General features: G+C 76.0%; 10 protein-coding genes and 3 pseudogenes. 11 read left to right on the top strand and 2 right to left on the bottom strand.

All coding sequences use genetic code 11. From position 1 onward, the window contains the following. Nucleotides 1–60: 60 nt before the first annotated feature. Entirely contained in the window at nt 61–1,908 is a 1,848-nt protein-coding gene (locus ACY1JF_RS15815; RefSeq protein ID WP_462705761.1) for a 3-hydroxyacyl-CoA dehydrogenase family protein, read from the bottom strand. Nucleotides 1,909–2,217: 309 nt separating this feature from the next. On the opposite strand from ACY1JF_RS15815, the gene ACY1JF_RS15810 reads away from it, so the two are divergent. From ACY1JF_RS15810 to ACY1JF_RS15770, 9 genes and pseudogenes are all read left to right on the top strand, one after another. Further along, nucleotides 2,218–2,793 carry an adenylosuccinate lyase gene (locus ACY1JF_RS15810; protein ID WP_462705760.1) on the top strand — a complete coding sequence of 192 codons (576 nt, stop codon included), beginning with the start codon at nt 2,218–2,220 and terminating at the stop codon, nt 2,791–2,793. A 332-nt stretch (nt 2,794–3,125) separates the two neighbouring features. Next, nucleotides 3,126–3,569, top strand: a complete 444-nt coding sequence (locus ACY1JF_RS15805; protein WP_462705759.1) for an SRPBCC family protein — start codon at nt 3,126–3,128, stop codon at nt 3,567–3,569. 161 nt (nt 3,570–3,730) lie between these two features. Continuing rightward, nucleotides 3,731–6,166 carry an MFS transporter gene (locus ACY1JF_RS15800; protein WP_462705758.1) on the top strand — a complete coding sequence of 812 codons (2,436 nt, stop codon included), beginning with the start codon at nt 3,731–3,733 and terminating at the stop codon, nt 6,164–6,166. Nucleotides 6,167–6,320: 154 nt separating this feature from the next. Beyond that, nucleotides 6,321–7,067, top strand: a pseudogene (locus ACY1JF_RS15795) (PAS domain-containing protein); the annotation flags it as partial. 645 nt (nt 7,068–7,712) lie between these two features. Then, entirely contained in the window at nt 7,713–8,546 is an 834-nt protein-coding gene (locus tag ACY1JF_RS15790) for a M55 family metallopeptidase (RefSeq protein WP_462705757.1), read from the top strand. 8 nt (nt 8,547–8,554) lie between these two features. Continuing rightward, complete coding sequence (locus ACY1JF_RS15785; protein ID WP_462705756.1) at nt 8,555–9,865, top strand: M20/M25/M40 family metallo-hydrolase; 1,311 nt, start codon at nt 8,555–8,557, stop codon at nt 9,863–9,865. A 16-nt stretch (nt 9,866–9,881) separates the two neighbouring features. Further along, complete coding sequence (locus ACY1JF_RS15780) at nt 9,882–11,834, top strand: prolyl oligopeptidase family serine peptidase (RefSeq protein ID WP_462705755.1); 1,953 nt, start codon at nt 9,882–9,884, stop codon at nt 11,832–11,834. Then, a complete protein-coding gene (locus ACY1JF_RS15775) occupies nt 11,831–12,754 on the top strand; it encodes a S66 peptidase family protein (protein ID WP_462705754.1) in 924 nt (307 codons plus the stop codon). Before ACY1JF_RS15780 ends, ACY1JF_RS15775 begins: the two co-directional genes overlap by 4 nt. A gap of 33 nt (nt 12,755–12,787) precedes the next feature. Beyond that, nucleotides 12,788–13,359: pseudogene (locus ACY1JF_RS15770) on the top strand (GNAT family N-acetyltransferase); the annotation flags it as partial. A 12-nt stretch (nt 13,360–13,371) separates the two neighbouring features. Here the strand turns inward: ACY1JF_RS15770 and ACY1JF_RS15765 are convergent. Next, complete coding sequence (locus tag ACY1JF_RS15765) at nt 13,372–13,719, bottom strand: VOC family protein (RefSeq protein WP_462705753.1); 348 nt, start codon at nt 13,717–13,719, stop codon at nt 13,372–13,374. A gap of 68 nt (nt 13,720–13,787) precedes the next feature. Here ACY1JF_RS15765 and ACY1JF_RS15760 point away from each other — a divergent pair, with 68 nt between their 5' ends. After that, on the top strand, nt 13,788–14,288 hold the full coding sequence (locus ACY1JF_RS15760; RefSeq protein WP_462705752.1) for a phage holin family protein: 501 nt from the start codon (nt 13,788–13,790) through the stop codon (nt 14,286–14,288). A 194-nt stretch (nt 14,289–14,482) separates the two neighbouring features. Next, nucleotides 14,483–14,773 (top strand): annotated as a pseudogene (locus ACY1JF_RS15755) (NAD(P)/FAD-dependent oxidoreductase); the annotation flags it as partial.

Here is a 14,773-nt window from a genome sequence, read left to right as displayed (position 1 = left end):
GCTCGGTGCGCGCGGCCGGGGCTCCCCGGGCGGGGGAGTCCCGGCCGCGGCCGGCTCCGGTCAGCGGGCGTACTCGCGGAAGCCGCGGCCTGTCTTCCGGCCGAGGCAGCCCGCGGCCACCAGGTGCTCCAGGAGCGGTGCCGGGGCGAGCCCCGGGTCGCGGAACTCGCGGTGCAGCACCTTCTCGATGGCCAGCGACACATCGAGCCCGACCACGTCGAGCAGTTCGAAGGGGCCCATCGGGTAGCCGCCGCCCAGCTTCATCGCGGCGTCGATGTCGTCGGGGGTCGCGTAGTGCTCCTGCACCATCTTCACCGCGTTGTTCAGGTACGGGAACAGCAGGGCGTTGACGATGAACCCGGCCCGGTCCCCGCAGTCCACGGCGTGTTTGCGGAGCTTGCCGCACACCTCCCGGACGGTGGCGTGCGTCTCGTCCGCCGTCAGCACCGTCCGCACCACCTCGACCAGCCGCATGGCCGGCGCCGGGTTGAAGAAGTGCATGCCGATCACGTCCTGCGGGCGCGAGGTGGCGCGGGCGCAGGCGACCACGGGGAGGGAGGAGGTGGTGGTGGCGAGGACCGCGCCGGGCTTGCAGACCTCGTCCAGCGCGGCGAACAGCCGCCGCTTGACCTCCAGGTCCTCGGCGACCGCCTCCACCGCCAGATCGACGCCGGCGAAGCCGTCGTAGTCACCGGCGGGGGTGATCAGGCCGAGGGCGCGCTCGGCGGCCTCGGCGGTCAGCCGCCCCTTGCCGACGGAACGGGCCAGGGACGCGCCGACGCGGGCCTTGGCGGCCTCGGCCTTCTCCTGGCCGCGGGCGGCGAGGACCACCTCGTACCCGGCCTTGGCGAAGACCTCGGCGATGCCCGAGGCCATAGTGCCCGAACCGGCGACGCCCACCGCGCGGACCGGGCGTCCGGGGACCGGGGAGGCGTCCTCGCGCGGGGTGAGCGCGTCGGGGACGACGGTCGCGCCGCCCGGGGCGTCGTAGGTGTAGAAGCCGCGTCCGGCCTTGCGGCCGGTCAGTCCCGCCTCGCTGAGCTGCCTCAGGACGGGGGCCGGGGCGTGCAGCCGGTCGTGGGAGGCCGCGTACATGGCCTCCAGGACCGTGCGCGCGGTGTCCACGCCGATCAGGTCGAGCAGGGCCAGCGGTCCCATCGGCAGGCCGCAGCCCAGGCGCATCGCCGCGTCGATGTCCTCGCGGGAGGCGTAGCGCGCCTCGTACATGGCCGCGGCCTGGTTGAGGTAGCCGAACAGCAGCCCGTCGGCGACGAAACCGGGCCGGTCGCCCACCGCGACGGGCTCCTTGCCGAGGTCCAGGGCGAGGTCGGTGACGGCCGCGACGGCGGCGGGCGCGGTGAGCACCGAGGAGACGACCTCCACCAGTCTCATCGCCGGGGCCGGATTGAAGAAGTGCAGGCCCAGCACGCGCTCCGGGCGCGCGGTGTCGGCGGCCAGCCGGGTCACGGACAGCGCGTTGGTGCCGGTGGCCAGGATCGCGCCGGGCCGCACGACGCCGTCCAGCTCCCGGAAGATCCGCTGCTTGACCTCGTACGACTCCGGCGCCACCTCGATCACCAGGTCGGCGTCGGCCGCGGCCGACAGGTCGGTGGCGGTGCGGACGCGGGCCAGGGCGTTGGCGCGCTCCCGTTCGGTCAGCCGGCCGCGGGCGACGGCGCGGGCGGTGGAGGTCTCCAGCGCGGCGACGGCCCTGGCGGCCTGCGCCTCGCTGATGTCGACGCCGACGACCTCGCGGCCGGCCCGGGCCAGTACGTCGGCGATGCCGGTGCCCATGGTGCCGAGGCCGACCACGGCGACGGTCCGCAAGGGGGGCCGGGGAACGTCGGAGAGGGAACTGCCGGAAGGGGAAGTGCCGGAAGGGGAACTGCCCGAGAGGGGAGCGGCCATGGCGGGACTCCAGGAATGAGGGTGACGACGGCAGAGGCGCCCGCCGCGCCGGGCGGCGCACGGGTGCGTACGGGAAGGAGTGCGGGTGGTGCCGGGCTCACTGGCGCACACGCCCGGCGGAACCGGCCGGCCCTGTCCCCGGGCCGGACCGCGCTGCTCCCACGGAGGCCGCGTCACCAGACCGCCATGGGACGAACACGAGTCGCTGACTCGCTCGTCTGAGCTTAACCAGCGGGTAACGAGCGCGCCAGTCCCTCGTGTTGGTGATCCACGTCCCATCCGGGCCCCGCCCCCTCTAGCCTCGGACGCATGGACGAAGAGGTGCGCGCGTTCACGGAGCGTCTACGGACGGAGGCGGGCGGCACGGCGGCGTACGACCGTCTGGCGGCGACCGCGGACCACGGCGAACTGGCCGAGGTGCTCACCGGCCCCGGACAGCCGCTCTGGGCCAGGGAGCTGGCCGCGTTCCGGCTGGGGCTGGCGGGGGACCGGCGGGCCTTCGAGACACTGGTGCTGCTCCTCAACCACCGTGACCCGCCGCGCTGCGCCTCCGCCGCCTACGCCCTCGCCCGCCTCGGCGACCCCCGCACCGCCCGGGCCGCCGCCGCCCTGGCCACCAACGAGCTGCGCGTCGCCTACGCCCTGCACCCGGTCCGGCTGCTGACCGAGCTGCGTGCCCCGGAGTCCGTCCCCGCGCTGATCACCACCCTGAAGCGGCGGCTGCGCCCGCACGACCCGTACCGCCGGGTGGCGCTCGCCTGCGTCGACGGGCTCGGCGCGCTCGGCGACCCGCGGGCCAGGCCCGTGCTGACCGAGGCCCTCGCCCATCCGGCGCTGGCCGAGGCGGCGGCCCGGGCCCTGAAGCGCCTGCCTCCCCGAAGGTGACGGCCGAGCGGGGTCCGCGCGAACCGCGCCGCACCCCGCGGCGGGCGATCCGCCGAAGCCCCGGCGCGCCGAAGGCACCGGTGGTCACCGCGTCCGCGTCGGACCGCGCGGCGCCGGCCGCCCGGCCGGGACCGGACTCCGAAGGGCTCTCCCGGCGCGGGGCGCCTCCCCGGCGGCAGGGGACCACGGAATAGAACAAGCGTTCCCTCCTGATCGCGCGGCCCGGGGTCCGGGCGCCCGCCCCCGGCCGACGGACCCCCTCGATTTGGTGGCCGGGCGGCGGGGTGGTTGGCTTGCCCCGACCCCTCACCACCAGGCCCTGGAGGTACCCGATGGCGCAGGTCGAGGCCACCACCGAGCGGATCGTCGCCGCGGACGCGGAGACCGTGTTCGACGCGCTCGCCGACTACAGCGGCACCCGCGCGAAGATCCTGCCCGAACAGTTCAGCGAGTACGAGGTCCGTGAGGGCGGTGACGGCGAGGGCACCCTCGTGCACTGGAAGCTCCAGGCCACCAGCAAGCGCGTGCGCGACTGCCTGCTGGAGGTGACCGAGCCCTCCGACGGCGAGCTGGTCGAGAAGGACCGCAACTCCTCGATGGTCACCACCTGGCGGGTCACCCCGTCCGGCGAGGGACGCTCGCGCGTCGTCGTCACCACCGTGTGGAACGGCGCCGGCGGCATCGGCGGCTTCTTCGAAAGGACCTTCGCCCCCAAGGGCCTGGCCCGGATCTACGACGCGGAGCTGGCCAGGCTCGCCGCCGAGGTCGAGAAGTAGCCAAGAGCCGTACGTGAGGCGGCCGTTGGCGTCGCCTCACCGGTTCGAGTGATCTCCGCGCGTCCCCGCCGGACGCCGTAACCCCTCGCGAGTCCTCGCCGTTGTCGCCTGAGCGGGAATGGTGTGCTCAGGCGACGAATCGCGACGAAGGGGAGCGGCACGTGGGCGGGACGACTCTGGCGCAGGACGAGCCGGCCGCTGTCGCGCCGCCGGATCCCTCCGGGCCGCCCGCGCCCGGACCGGCCGCCGCGCTCAGTCCGCGCCGGGTCCGGCTGGTCTTCTTCGGACTGATGCCGGCGCTGCTGCTCGCCGCGCTGGAGCAGATGATCGTCGCCACCGCGCTCCCGAAGATCGTCGGTGAGCTGCACGGCCTGGACAAGATGTCCTGGGCGATCACCGCCTACCTGCTCACCTCCACCGTCGGCCTGCCGGTCTACGGCAAGCTCGGCGACCTCTTCGGCCGCAAGGGCGTCTTCCAGTGCGCCATCCTGGTCTTCGTCGTCGGCTCGCTGCTGGCCGGCCGGGCCCAGACGATGGACCAGCTCATCGCCTACCGCGCGGTGCAGGGCGTCGGCGCGGGCGGCCTCATGACCGGCGTGCAGGCGATCATCGCGGACATCGTGCCGCCCCGCGAGCGCGGCCGGTTCATGGGCCTGATCGGCGCCGCCTTCGGCCTCGCCTCCGTCGCCGGACCGCTGCTCGGCGGCTACTTCACCGACCACCTCTCCTGGCGCTGGTGCTTCTACGTCAACGTCCCCTTCGGCCTGCTCACCATGGCCGTCGTCGCCCTCGTCCTGAAGCTGCCCAAGCCGCGCGCCAGGGCCCGCCTCGACGTCCTCGGCACGCTGCTGCTCACCGCCGCCTCCACCTGCGTGGTGCTGCTGACCAGCTGGGGCGGGATCGAGTACGACTGGGACTCCGAGGTCATCCTCGGGCTCGGGGCCGGCGCGTTCGCGGCCACCGCGCTCTTCTTGGTCGTCGAGCGCTTCGCCGTCGAACCCCTCATCCCGCCGCGCCTGTTCTGCGACTCCGTCTTCAACGTCACCGGCCTGATCGGGTTCGTCGTCGGCGTCGCCCTGTTCGGCGCCGCCGGCTACCTGCCCACCTTCCTCCAGATGGTCGACGGCGCCTCCGCCACCGAGTCCGGCCTGCTGATGCTGCCCATGGTGGGCGGCATCGTCGGCGCCTCGGTCGTCTCCGGCCGGCTCATCAGCCGCACCGGCCACTACCGGATCCACCCGGTCATCGGCGGCGTCCTGTCCGTCGTCGGCATGTGGCTGCTCTCCCGGCTCGACGCGGACACGCCCAGGGCGCACTACAGCGTCTGGATGTCCGTCCTCGGCGCCGGCATCGGCATGGTGATGCCCGTCCTGGTCCTGGCCGTGCAGAACTCCGTGCGCCCCGCCGACCTGGGCACCGCCACCAGCGCCAACAACTACTTCCGGCAGATCGGCGGCAGCGTCGGCGCGGCGGTCTTCGGCACCCTCTTCGCCGACCGGCTCACCGACGCCCTCGCCGTACGGCTGCCCGCCGGTGCCGACGCCGGTCTGCCCGACGCCGACGCCATCACCCCGCAGCTCGTCCACGCCCTGCCGCCCGCGCTGCGCGACGCCTACGTCCAGGCGTACGCCGACGCCATGCCGCGGATCTTCCTGTATCTCGTGCCGGTGCTCGTGCTCGGCCTGTTCCTCGCCTTCTTCCTCAAGGAGAAACCGCTCGTGTCCCACAACGCGCCCGTGACCGAGACGGAGACCGCGCAGGCCCCGGCCGCGGTCCCGCCGGCCCGTTCCCACGCCCCGGGCGGCGGGACCCCGGCCCCGCCGCGCTCGCCGTGCCCCGGCGGCGTCCCGGTCTGCGGCACGGTGCAGCACTCCGACGGCACCGTCGTGCCCCGCGCGGCGCTCACCCTCATCGACGCCGCCGGACAGCAGATCGGGCGCGGCGCCAGCGGCGACGACGGACGGTACGCGCTGGCCACGCCCGGGACGGGGCCGTACGTCCTGATCGCCGCCGCCGGCGGCCACCAGCCGCAGGCCGTCTCCGTCACCGTGGGCGAGCGCCCCGTCGAACTGGACGTCGTCCTCGGCGGCGCCGGACGCCTCGCGGGTGCCGTCCGCACCGCCGACGGCACCCCCGTCCGCGACGCGACCGTCACGCTCACCAACGTGCACGGCGAGGTCGTCGCCAGCACCCGCAGCGGACGTGAGGGCGGCTACGTCATCACCGAGCTGGTGGCCGGCGAGTACACCCTGGCCGGCAGCGCCCCCGCCTTCCGTCCGGCCGCGCTCCCCGTCACCGTCCAGGCCTCCCGCGAGACCCGGCAGGACATCGAACTCGCCGGCGGCGCCATGCTCAGGGGCACCGTCCGGGCCGGCGGCGGACGGCCCGTGGAGGACGCCCGCGTCACCCTGCTGGACGCCGCCGGGAACGTCGTCGACACGCTCACCACCGGCGCCGACGGCACGTTCCGCTTCGTCGACCTGTCCTCGGGCGAGTACACCGTCATCGCCGCCGGCTACCCGCCGGTCGCGACGGTGCTCCACATGGCCGGCGGCGGCCGTACCGAGCGCGACCTCCAGCTCGGCCACGAGGACTGAGCCGGCCGGGACGCGCCGTCGGCGCGCGCGCCGCGCGCCGGGGCGTCCGCGTACCACCGATTTCCGGTTCCCGCACATCGCCTCCGGCCCCGGCCGTACGGTGGTGAGGGCGGCGCAGATCATGCCGCGCCGCGGGGAGAGAGGGCCTGACGCCATGGACCGTGGCACCGAGCAGCCCGTGCCCGGCCGTGTTCCGCCGGCCGTGGCCGTGGTGGACCGGGAGGGTCTGGTCTCCCACTGGAGCCGGGGCGCCCGGCGCCTGTTCGCCTGCCCCGAGGAGGAGGCCGTCGGCCGCCCGGCGCCGGACCTGCTGCCCGTCTCCGGCGCGCTGCCCGAGGCGGACGACCCTCCCCGTGGCCCCCGCGCCGCCCGCGACAGCCTCGGAGCGGACCTGGAGCCCTCCCTCGGCGGACGGCCCTCCCACCCGGCCCGCGGACGCGCCCGGCTCACCGTCCCCGGGCGTGACCGCGTCGACGTCCTGTGGTGGGCGTACCCGCTGGCGGGCCCCGGACGGGAGCGGCTGCTGGTGCTGGCGGCCGACGCGGGCGCGCTGTGCCCGGCCGGCACCGGCGAGGCGGTGGCACCCGAGCGGGTCGTCCCTTCCTTCGCGCCGTACACCGGCTTTCCCGGCGTCGTGGAACTGACCCGTCGTCTCACCGAGGTCCTGCCCGGCATGAGCGCCGGCGAGAGCGGCCGCGTCGTCGCCCGGGCCCTCGAACTGGGCTGCCCGGTACTGGAGTTCAGCCAGGACCGCCGGGTGCCCCTCGCCCTCGGCCGGGGCGGGTCCCGACGGCGGACGGCCCCGGGGGACCTGCCGGGGGAGGCCCAGGACCCGCAGAGCGCCGCCGGCCGCGAGCACCTGGGACCGCTCGGCGAGGACAGCGGCCGGACCGGTGCCTCCCCCGGCCGCGCCGAAGGACATGCCGGCGCGGCGCGGTCCGAGTAGCGAGGCATCCGGCCGCCGGTCACCGGCCGGTCCGTGCGGGCCGTCCCGCTCGAGGCCCGGCACGCCGTCCCCGGCTTCACGGTCCTGCCGCGCCACCCGGAGCGGACCGTCCTCAACGACGTGGACCGGGCCACCGGCGCCGGACCCGCCGCCCGCGCGGGCCTGGTGGCGGACGACGCGCGCGTACGCCCACCAGCGGACACGTCGCCGGGACGCCCGGGACGGCACGCCGCCGCACCTCCCCGCCCGCGTGGCGGGCCGCGACACCGCCCCCGCTGTCCGCCCGGCACCCCGGCACCCCGGCACCCCGGCACCCCGGCATCCCGGCACCCCGGCCCGCCGGTCCGGCGGTGAGCGGTCCGGCGCGGTCGCGCTGCCCGGCGCCCGCGCCGCCCTCGCCGTCGGCGGCGTCCCGGCCGAGGCAGCGGCCCAGGGAGAACATCCGCTCCCACAGCTCCGGTGAGCAGGCGGGGCTGTCCGGGTGACCGCCGGGGTGCCGGCCCTCATGGAACCGGTGCCGGTGACCGACGCCGACGCAGCGGCCCGTGGGCCGGGTGTGGTCCGTGGCCGGCGTACGGGGCGGCCTGTACCGTCCTGTGCATGAAGATCCTGATCAGCGCCGACATGGAGGGCGCCACCGGCGTGACCTGGCCCGCCGACGTGCTGCCGGGCACGCCGCAGTGGGAGCGGTGCCGGTCGATGTTCACCTCGGACGTCGACGCCGCCGTGCGGGGATTCCTGGACGGCGGCGCCGAGGAGGTCCTCGTCAACGAGGCCCACTGGACCATGCGCAACCTGCTCCTCGAAGAGCTGGACGAGCGGGCGCTGATGCTCACCGGCCGGCACAAGGCGCTGTCCATGGTGGAGGGCGTCCAGCACGGCGACGTGGACGGCGTCGCCTTCGTCGGCTACCACGCGGGCGCGGGCATGGCGGGCGTCCTCGCCCACACCTACCTCGCCAACCAGATCACCGGCGTCTGGCTGAACGGCGTACGGGCCAGCGAGGGCCTGCTCAACGCGCATGTCGTCGCCGAGTACGGCGTCCCGGTGGTGCTGGTCACCGGGGACGACGTGGCCTGCGAGGACGCCCTCGGCTACGCGCCCGAGGCGCTGAAGGTCGCCGTCAAGGACCATGTCTCGCGGTACGCGGCGGTGTGCCGGACGCCCGCCCGGACGGCCGCCGACATCCGGGCGGCGGCCGAGGAGGCGGCGTCGCTCGCGGTGCGCCACGAGCCGGTGTCCGGGGGCCCGTTCACCGTCGCCGTCGAGTTCGACGCCGAGCACCTGGCGGCGGCCTCGACCGTGGTGCCGGGCGTCGAGCGGACCGGCGAGCGCAAGGTGGCGTACACCTCCGCCACCATGTACGAGGGCATCCGGACCTTCAAGGCGGTCACCACGATCGCCTCGGCCGCAGTGGAGGAGACCTATGGCTGAGGAGACCCGTGGCTGACGAGCAGGCCCTCGACGAGGTGGTCCGCTTCACCTCCGACCTGATCCGGATCGACACCACCAACCGGGGCGGCGGCGACTGCCGGGAGCGCCCCGCCGCCGAGTACGCCGCCGCGCTCCTCGTCGAGGCGGGCCTCGAACCGACGCTGCTGGAGCGCACCGAGGGGCGGACCAACGTGGTGGCCCGGGTCGAGGGCAGCGACCCGTCGGCCGACGCGCTGCTGCTCCACGGTCATCTGGACGTGGTCCCGGCCGAGGCCGCCGACTGGAGTGTGCACCCGTTCTCCGGAGAGGTCCGCGACGGCGTCGTCTGGGGGCGCGGCGCGGTCGACATGAAGAACATGGACGCGATGATCCTGGCGGTCGTGCGGGGCTGGGCCCGGCAGGGGGTGCGGCCCCGGCGGGACGTGGTGATCGCGTTCACCGCCGACGAGGAGGCCAGCGCCGTCGACGGCTCCGGTTTCCTCGCCGACCACCACCCCGAGCTGTTCGAGGGCTGCACCGAGGGCGTCGGCGAGTCCGGGGCGTTCACCTTCCACGACGGCGCCGGCCGGCGGATCTACCCGATCGCGGCCGGTGAACGCGGCACCGGCTGGCTGAGGCTGACCGCTCGCGGCCGGGCCGGCCACGGCTCCAAGGTCAACCGGGAGAACGCGGTGACCCGGCTCGCGGCGGCCGTCACCCGCATCGGCGAGCACGAGTGGCCACCGCGCCCGGCCCCGACCGTCCGCGCCGCCCTCGTCGAACTCGCCGCGCTGTACGGCATCGACACCGGCCTCGCCGACACCGACGTGGACGCGCTGCTGGACAAGCTCGGGCCCGCCGCCGAACTGGTGGAGGCCACCGTCCGCAACAGCGCCAACCCGACGATGCTGGACGCCGGTTACAAGCTCAACGTCATCCCCGGCGAGGCCACCGCCTACGTCGACGGACGGTATCTGCCCGGCACCGAGGACGAGTTCCGCGCCACCCTGGACCGGCTCACCGGACCGGACGTGGACTGGGAGTTCGACCACCGCGAGGTCGCCCTCCAGTCACCGGTCGACTCACCGACGTACGCCCGGATGCGCGCCGCCGTCGAGGAGTTCGCACCCGAGGGGCACGTGGTGCCGTACTGCATGTCGGGCGGCACGGACGCCAAGCAGTTCTCGCGGCTGGGCATCACCGGCTACGGCTTCACCCCGCTGCGGCTGCCCGAGGGCTACGACTACCAGGCCCTCTTCCACGGCGTGGACGAACGGGTCCCCGTGGACGCCCTGCACTTCGGGGTACGGGTACTCGACCGGTTCCTGCGGACCGCCTAGGCGAAAGGGGGAGACAGTGCGGACCCTGGCGTACGGATCGTGGCCCTCGCCCATCGACGCGGCGCTCGCCGCCGCGCACGACGGACGCCCCGACGACGTGGGCCTCGTCGGCGAGGAGGTGTGGTGGACCGAGCCCCGGCCCGCGGAGGACGGCCGGCGGAGCCTGGTGCGGCGGCGCGCGGACGGCACCGAGGAGGACCTGCTGCCCGCCCCGTGGAACGTGCGCAGCCGCGTCATCGAGTACGGCGGCCGGCCCTGGGCGGCGGTACCGGACGGGGGCGGCCCGCTGGTCGTCTTCGTGAACCTCGCCGACCAGCGGCTGTACCGGTGGCGGCCGGGCGACGAGCCCCGCCCGCTCACTCCCCTCTCGGCGGTCGGCGGCGGCCTGCGCTGGGCGGAGCCGCAGCCCATGCCGGAGCGGGGCGAGGTGTGGTGCGTCCTCGAGGAGTTCACCGGCGAGGGGCCCGGCGACGTGCGCCGCGTCCTGGCCGCCGTACCGCTGGACGGCTCGGCCGCCGAGGACCGCGCCGCGGTGCGCGAACTGAGCGACGGACGGCACCGGTTCGTCGCCGGCCCCCGCCTGTCCCCGGACGGGCGGCGCGCGGCCTGGCTCGCCTGGGACCACCCCCGGATGCCCTGGGACGGCACCGAACTGCTGGTCGCCGACGTCACCGCCGACGGCACCCTCGGACCCGCCCGGACCGTCGCCGGCGGCCCCGACGAGTCGATCGCGCAGGCCGACTGGGACCGCGACGGCGCCCTGCTGTACGCCTCCGACCGCACCGGCTGGTGGAACCTGTACCGCGACGGCCGGCCGCTGTGCCCCCGCGAGGAGGAGTTCGGCGGGCCGCTGTGGAAGCTGGGCCTGCGCTGGTTCGCCCCGCTGGACAGCGGCCTGATCGCCGTCGTGCACGGCCGGGGCGCCACCGCCCTCGGCGTCCTGGACCCCGAGACCGGCGAGGTCGTCGACGCGGCCGGTCCCTGGACCGAGTTCGCCGCCGGGATCGCCGCCTACGGCGAGCGGGCCGTGGCCGTCGGCGCCGGCCCGCGCAGCGCCTACGAGGTGGTCGAACTGGACGTCAGCACCGGCCGGGCCCGGGTCATCGGCGCCGCGCACGACGACGCCGTGGACCCCGCCCACTACCCCGAGCCGCAGGTCCGCACCTTCACCGGACCCGGCGGCCGCGAGGTGCACGCGCACGTCTACCCGCCCCGCCACCCCGGCTGTGCCGCGCCCGCCGGCGAACTGCCCCCGTACGTCGTGCGGGCGCACGGCGGCCCCACCAGCCGCTCCCCGCTCGCCCTCGACCTGGAGATCGCCTACTTCACCTCCCGGGGCATCGGCGTCGCCGACGTCGACTACGGCGGCTCCACCGGACACGGCCGGGAGTACCGCGAGCGGCTGCGCGGGCGGTGGGGCGTGGTCGACGTCGAGGACTGCGCGGCCGTCGCCCTCGCCCTCGCCGAGGAGGGCACCGCCGACCGGAACCGGCTCGCCGTGCGCGGCGGCAGCGCGGGCGGCTGGACCAGCGCCGTCTCCCTCGCCACCACCGACGTCTACGCCTGCGGCACCATCCGCTACCCCGTCCTCGACCTGACCGGCTGGGGCGCCGGGGGGACCCACGACTTCGAGTCCCGGTACCTGGAGTCCCTCATCGGCCCCTACGACGAGGTGCCCGCCCGGTACGCCGAGCGCTCGCCCGCCGCGCACGCCGACCGGCTCACCGCACCGTTCCTGCTGCTGCAGGGCCTGGACGACGTGATCTGCCCGAGCGCGCAGTGCGAACGGTTCCTGGCCGCGATGGCGGGGCGCCGGGTGCCGCACGCCTACCTCACCTTCGCGGGCGAGGGACACGGCTTCCGCAGGGCGGAGACCCTGGCGCGCGCCCTGGAGGCGGAACTCTCCCTGTACGCGCAGGTGTTCGGGTTCGATCCGCCCGGCATCCCCACCCTGGAGCTGACCGGGTGAGCGGCCTGACGCGGCCCGCGCGGCTCGCCCCCGGCGCCCGGGTGGCCGTCGTCGCGCCCAGCGGACCGGTGCCCGAGGAGCGGCTTTGGGCGGGCGTGGACGTACTGCGCGGCTGGGGCCTCGACCCGGTCGTCGCCCCGCACGTCCTGGACCGGCACGGCACCCTCGGCTACCTGGCCGGCGACGACACCGGCCGGGCCGCCGACCTCCAGGCCGCCTGGTGCGACCCGGCCGTCGACGCGGTGCTGTGCGCCCGCGGCGGCTACGGTGCCCAGCGCCTCGTCGACCTGCTCGACTGGGACGCGATGCGCGCCGCGGGGCCGAAGGTCTTCGTCGGCTTCAGCGACATCACCGCGCTGCACGAGGCGTTCGCCGTCCGGCTCGGCCTGGTCACGCTGCACGGGCCGATGGCGGCGGGCGTCGACTTCCTGGAGAACGCGCGGGCCCAGGAGCACCTGAGGGCCACGCTGCTCGCCCCGGAGACGGTCCGCGCGATCGCCTCCGGCGGTACACCGCTGGTCCCCGGCCGGGCCCGGGGCGTCACCCTCGGCGGCTGCCTGTCCCTGCTCGCCGCCGAACTGGGCACCCCGCACGCCCGGCCCGGCGCGCGCGGCGGGCTGCTCTGCCTGGAGGACGTGGGGGAGGAGACGTACCGCCTCGACCGCTGCCTCACCCAGCTCCTGCGCGCCGGCTGGCTCGACGGCGTCCACGGGGTGCTGCTCGGCTCCTGGGAGGGGTGCGGTGCCCCGGACCGGGTCCGGGCGCTGCTCCTGGACCGGCTGGGCGGGCTCGGCGTGCCCGTGGCGCAGGACTTCGGCTTCGGGCACTGCGCCGGGGCGCTGACCGTGCCGTTCGGGGTGAGGGCCGGGCTGGACGCGGACGCGGGCACCCTCACCCTGGACGAACCGGCGCTGCGCTGAGGCCCCGCCCGCGCTGACGGGACGCCGCGGGACACGCCGTCCCGCCACCTCGCCGAGGCTCCCCGGGCGGGCGTACGCCGCCTCACCCTCGACGACGGAGCCGAGTTCACCGCCCGGGCCGGGAGCGCAAGGACCCGCGCCGCCCCTGGATCTTCCCGCCGGACACCGCCGAGGCGTACGCCCGGTACGCGGGCCGGCCGGTCGGGGACCTGGCCGGGGCCGGGTTCCTGGTCCGCGAGAAGGGAGGGACGACGGAGGGGGCGGCCGGCGGGTCGACCGCCGGGTCCGTCAGCGTCGACGACACCGTCGAGGCGGGTTCCTCAGCGGGGCGCTCGGCCACGGCGCCTTCGCCCACGCCGCCGGGCGCGCTCTGATGCGGGAGGGACTCGGCCTCGTCGCGGGGTACGCCTCCGGATCGATGCGGCTGTACGCCGATGCGGATGCCCCGGCTGGAGGCCAGCGTGCGGCCGGGCAACGCCGCCTTTCCCGCCCCGGCCCGCGCCCGCGGCTTTCGCCCGGAGGGCCTCTCACCGGAGACGCTGCACGCCGACGGGGCCCGGCGTGATCACCGGCGGTGGGTGATCACGGCCGGCCCCGGGGTCTGACGCGGGCCGCCCTCACGCCTTCCGGTCGGCGTACTCGTACACCGAACCGTCCGGGTGACGGGCGATCAGGTTGCGGCCCGCCGGCGTCGGCAGGGGACCGGCGACGACCTCGCCGCCGAGGCCGGTCACGATCCGGGCCGTCTCCTCCACGTCGGTCACGGCGATCGTCGCGGCCACCTTGCGCAACACTTCCAGCTGGGACTCCGGTCCGCTCATCAACAAGAAGCAGCCGACCGCGGCCACGTGGACGCCGCCGCGTTCGAACCGCATGGCCCGGCCGCCGGCGAGCCCCTCGTAGAAGGGGATCACCTTGTCCAGGTCGTCGACGTAGACGCGCAGTGTGGTTCCCAGAATGTCCATGCGGAAAAGCCTAGTTGGCGACGGTGCGGGCCGCTCATGGACGGTCGGGTCGCGGGTATCCGACCGGCATGGACGACCGACTGACACACTTGGAGCACCTGGACAAGCACCTGGTCGACGAGTTGGCCCAGGTGGCCCGCGAGACCATCCGGGACGAGCTGCGGGAACAGACGCGCAAGCAGCGCCGTACGGCGACGCTGTACGCGGCGTCCGGCGCCGCCGCGCTCTACGCCGGCGCGGCGGTGGCGCTCGCCGTGGGGCTGGCGCTCGCCGCCGGGCTGCCCGGCTGGGCCGCCGCGCTGATCACGGCCGCGCTGCTCGCCGTCGCCGCCTACCTGCTGCGCGGCGCCGCGAAGCCCTCCGCTCCGGGGACGGGCGCCGGGCACGGGGCCGCCGACGGCGGGCGCCCGCTGGGCGGGACGGCGCCCACCGCGCCGCCGAGCGGGCCCGGCACGCCGTACCCGCCGATGCCGTCCACCGCGCCCGGGACGCCGGGGACGCGGGCCCGGGCACCTCGCGAGAACGGCATCGACCCCGGGGCCCCGCAGGACGGACGCGACAGGGCCTGACGGCACGGGCTCACGGAGGCCCTCCGCACACCGGGGGCCCGGGCGGTGGCCCGTGGCGGGGACCGGCGGTACGGGCGGTGGCCCGTGGCGAGGGACCGGGAACCGGCGGTACGGGCGGCTCGCGCACGTTTGGGCGTCCCGGGCAGGGGGACGCGAAAGGCTCGACGCGCAGGCGACAGCCCGGAGGCGAGACCGTGAGCCGACCCCGCATCGTGATCGCCGGTGCCGGCTTCGCCGGGTACCGGACGGCCCGTGGGCCGGTCCGGCTCACCCGGCGCCAAGCCGGGATCACCGTACTCGACCCGGCCGGCCGCCCCCTCCGCCTGCCGCTGCCGCCCCGGGTCGCCGCCGGGACGCCGGAGCCGCGCCGGGGCGCCGTGCCCCTGCCGGACAGCCTGCCCGGGGTCCGGCCCGCGCCCGGCGGGGCCTCGCGCGTCGGCCCGGACGAGCGCGGCGCGCGTGACTCCGCCCTGCTCGACCAGTTT

The sequence above is a fragment of the Streptomyces sp. SYSU D01066-1 genome, assembly GCF_054956795.1.
This window is presented reverse-complemented; position numbering and strand designations above follow the sequence as displayed.

What these genes read in the sequence shown, in the direction of transcription:
- ACY1JF_RS15765 (WP_462705753.1), bottom strand. Translation starts at nt 13,719, where the DNA reads ATGGACATTCTGGGAACCACACTGCGCGTCTACGTCGACGACCTGGAC.
- ACY1JF_RS15805 (WP_462705759.1), top strand. Translation starts at nt 3,126, where the DNA reads ATGGCGCAGGTCGAGGCCACCACCGAGCGGATCGTCGCCGCGGACGCG.
- ACY1JF_RS15760 (WP_462705752.1), top strand. Translation starts at nt 13,788, where the DNA reads ATGGACGACCGACTGACACACTTGGAGCACCTGGACAAGCACCTGGTC.
- ACY1JF_RS15815 (WP_462705761.1), bottom strand. Translation starts at nt 1,908, where the DNA reads ATGGCCGCTCCCCTCTCGGGCAGTTCCCCTTCCGGCACTTCCCCTTCC.
- ACY1JF_RS15810 (WP_462705760.1), top strand. Translation starts at nt 2,218, where the DNA reads ATGGACGAAGAGGTGCGCGCGTTCACGGAGCGTCTACGGACGGAGGCG.
- ACY1JF_RS15790 (WP_462705757.1), top strand. Translation starts at nt 7,713, where the DNA reads ATGAAGATCCTGATCAGCGCCGACATGGAGGGCGCCACCGGCGTGACC.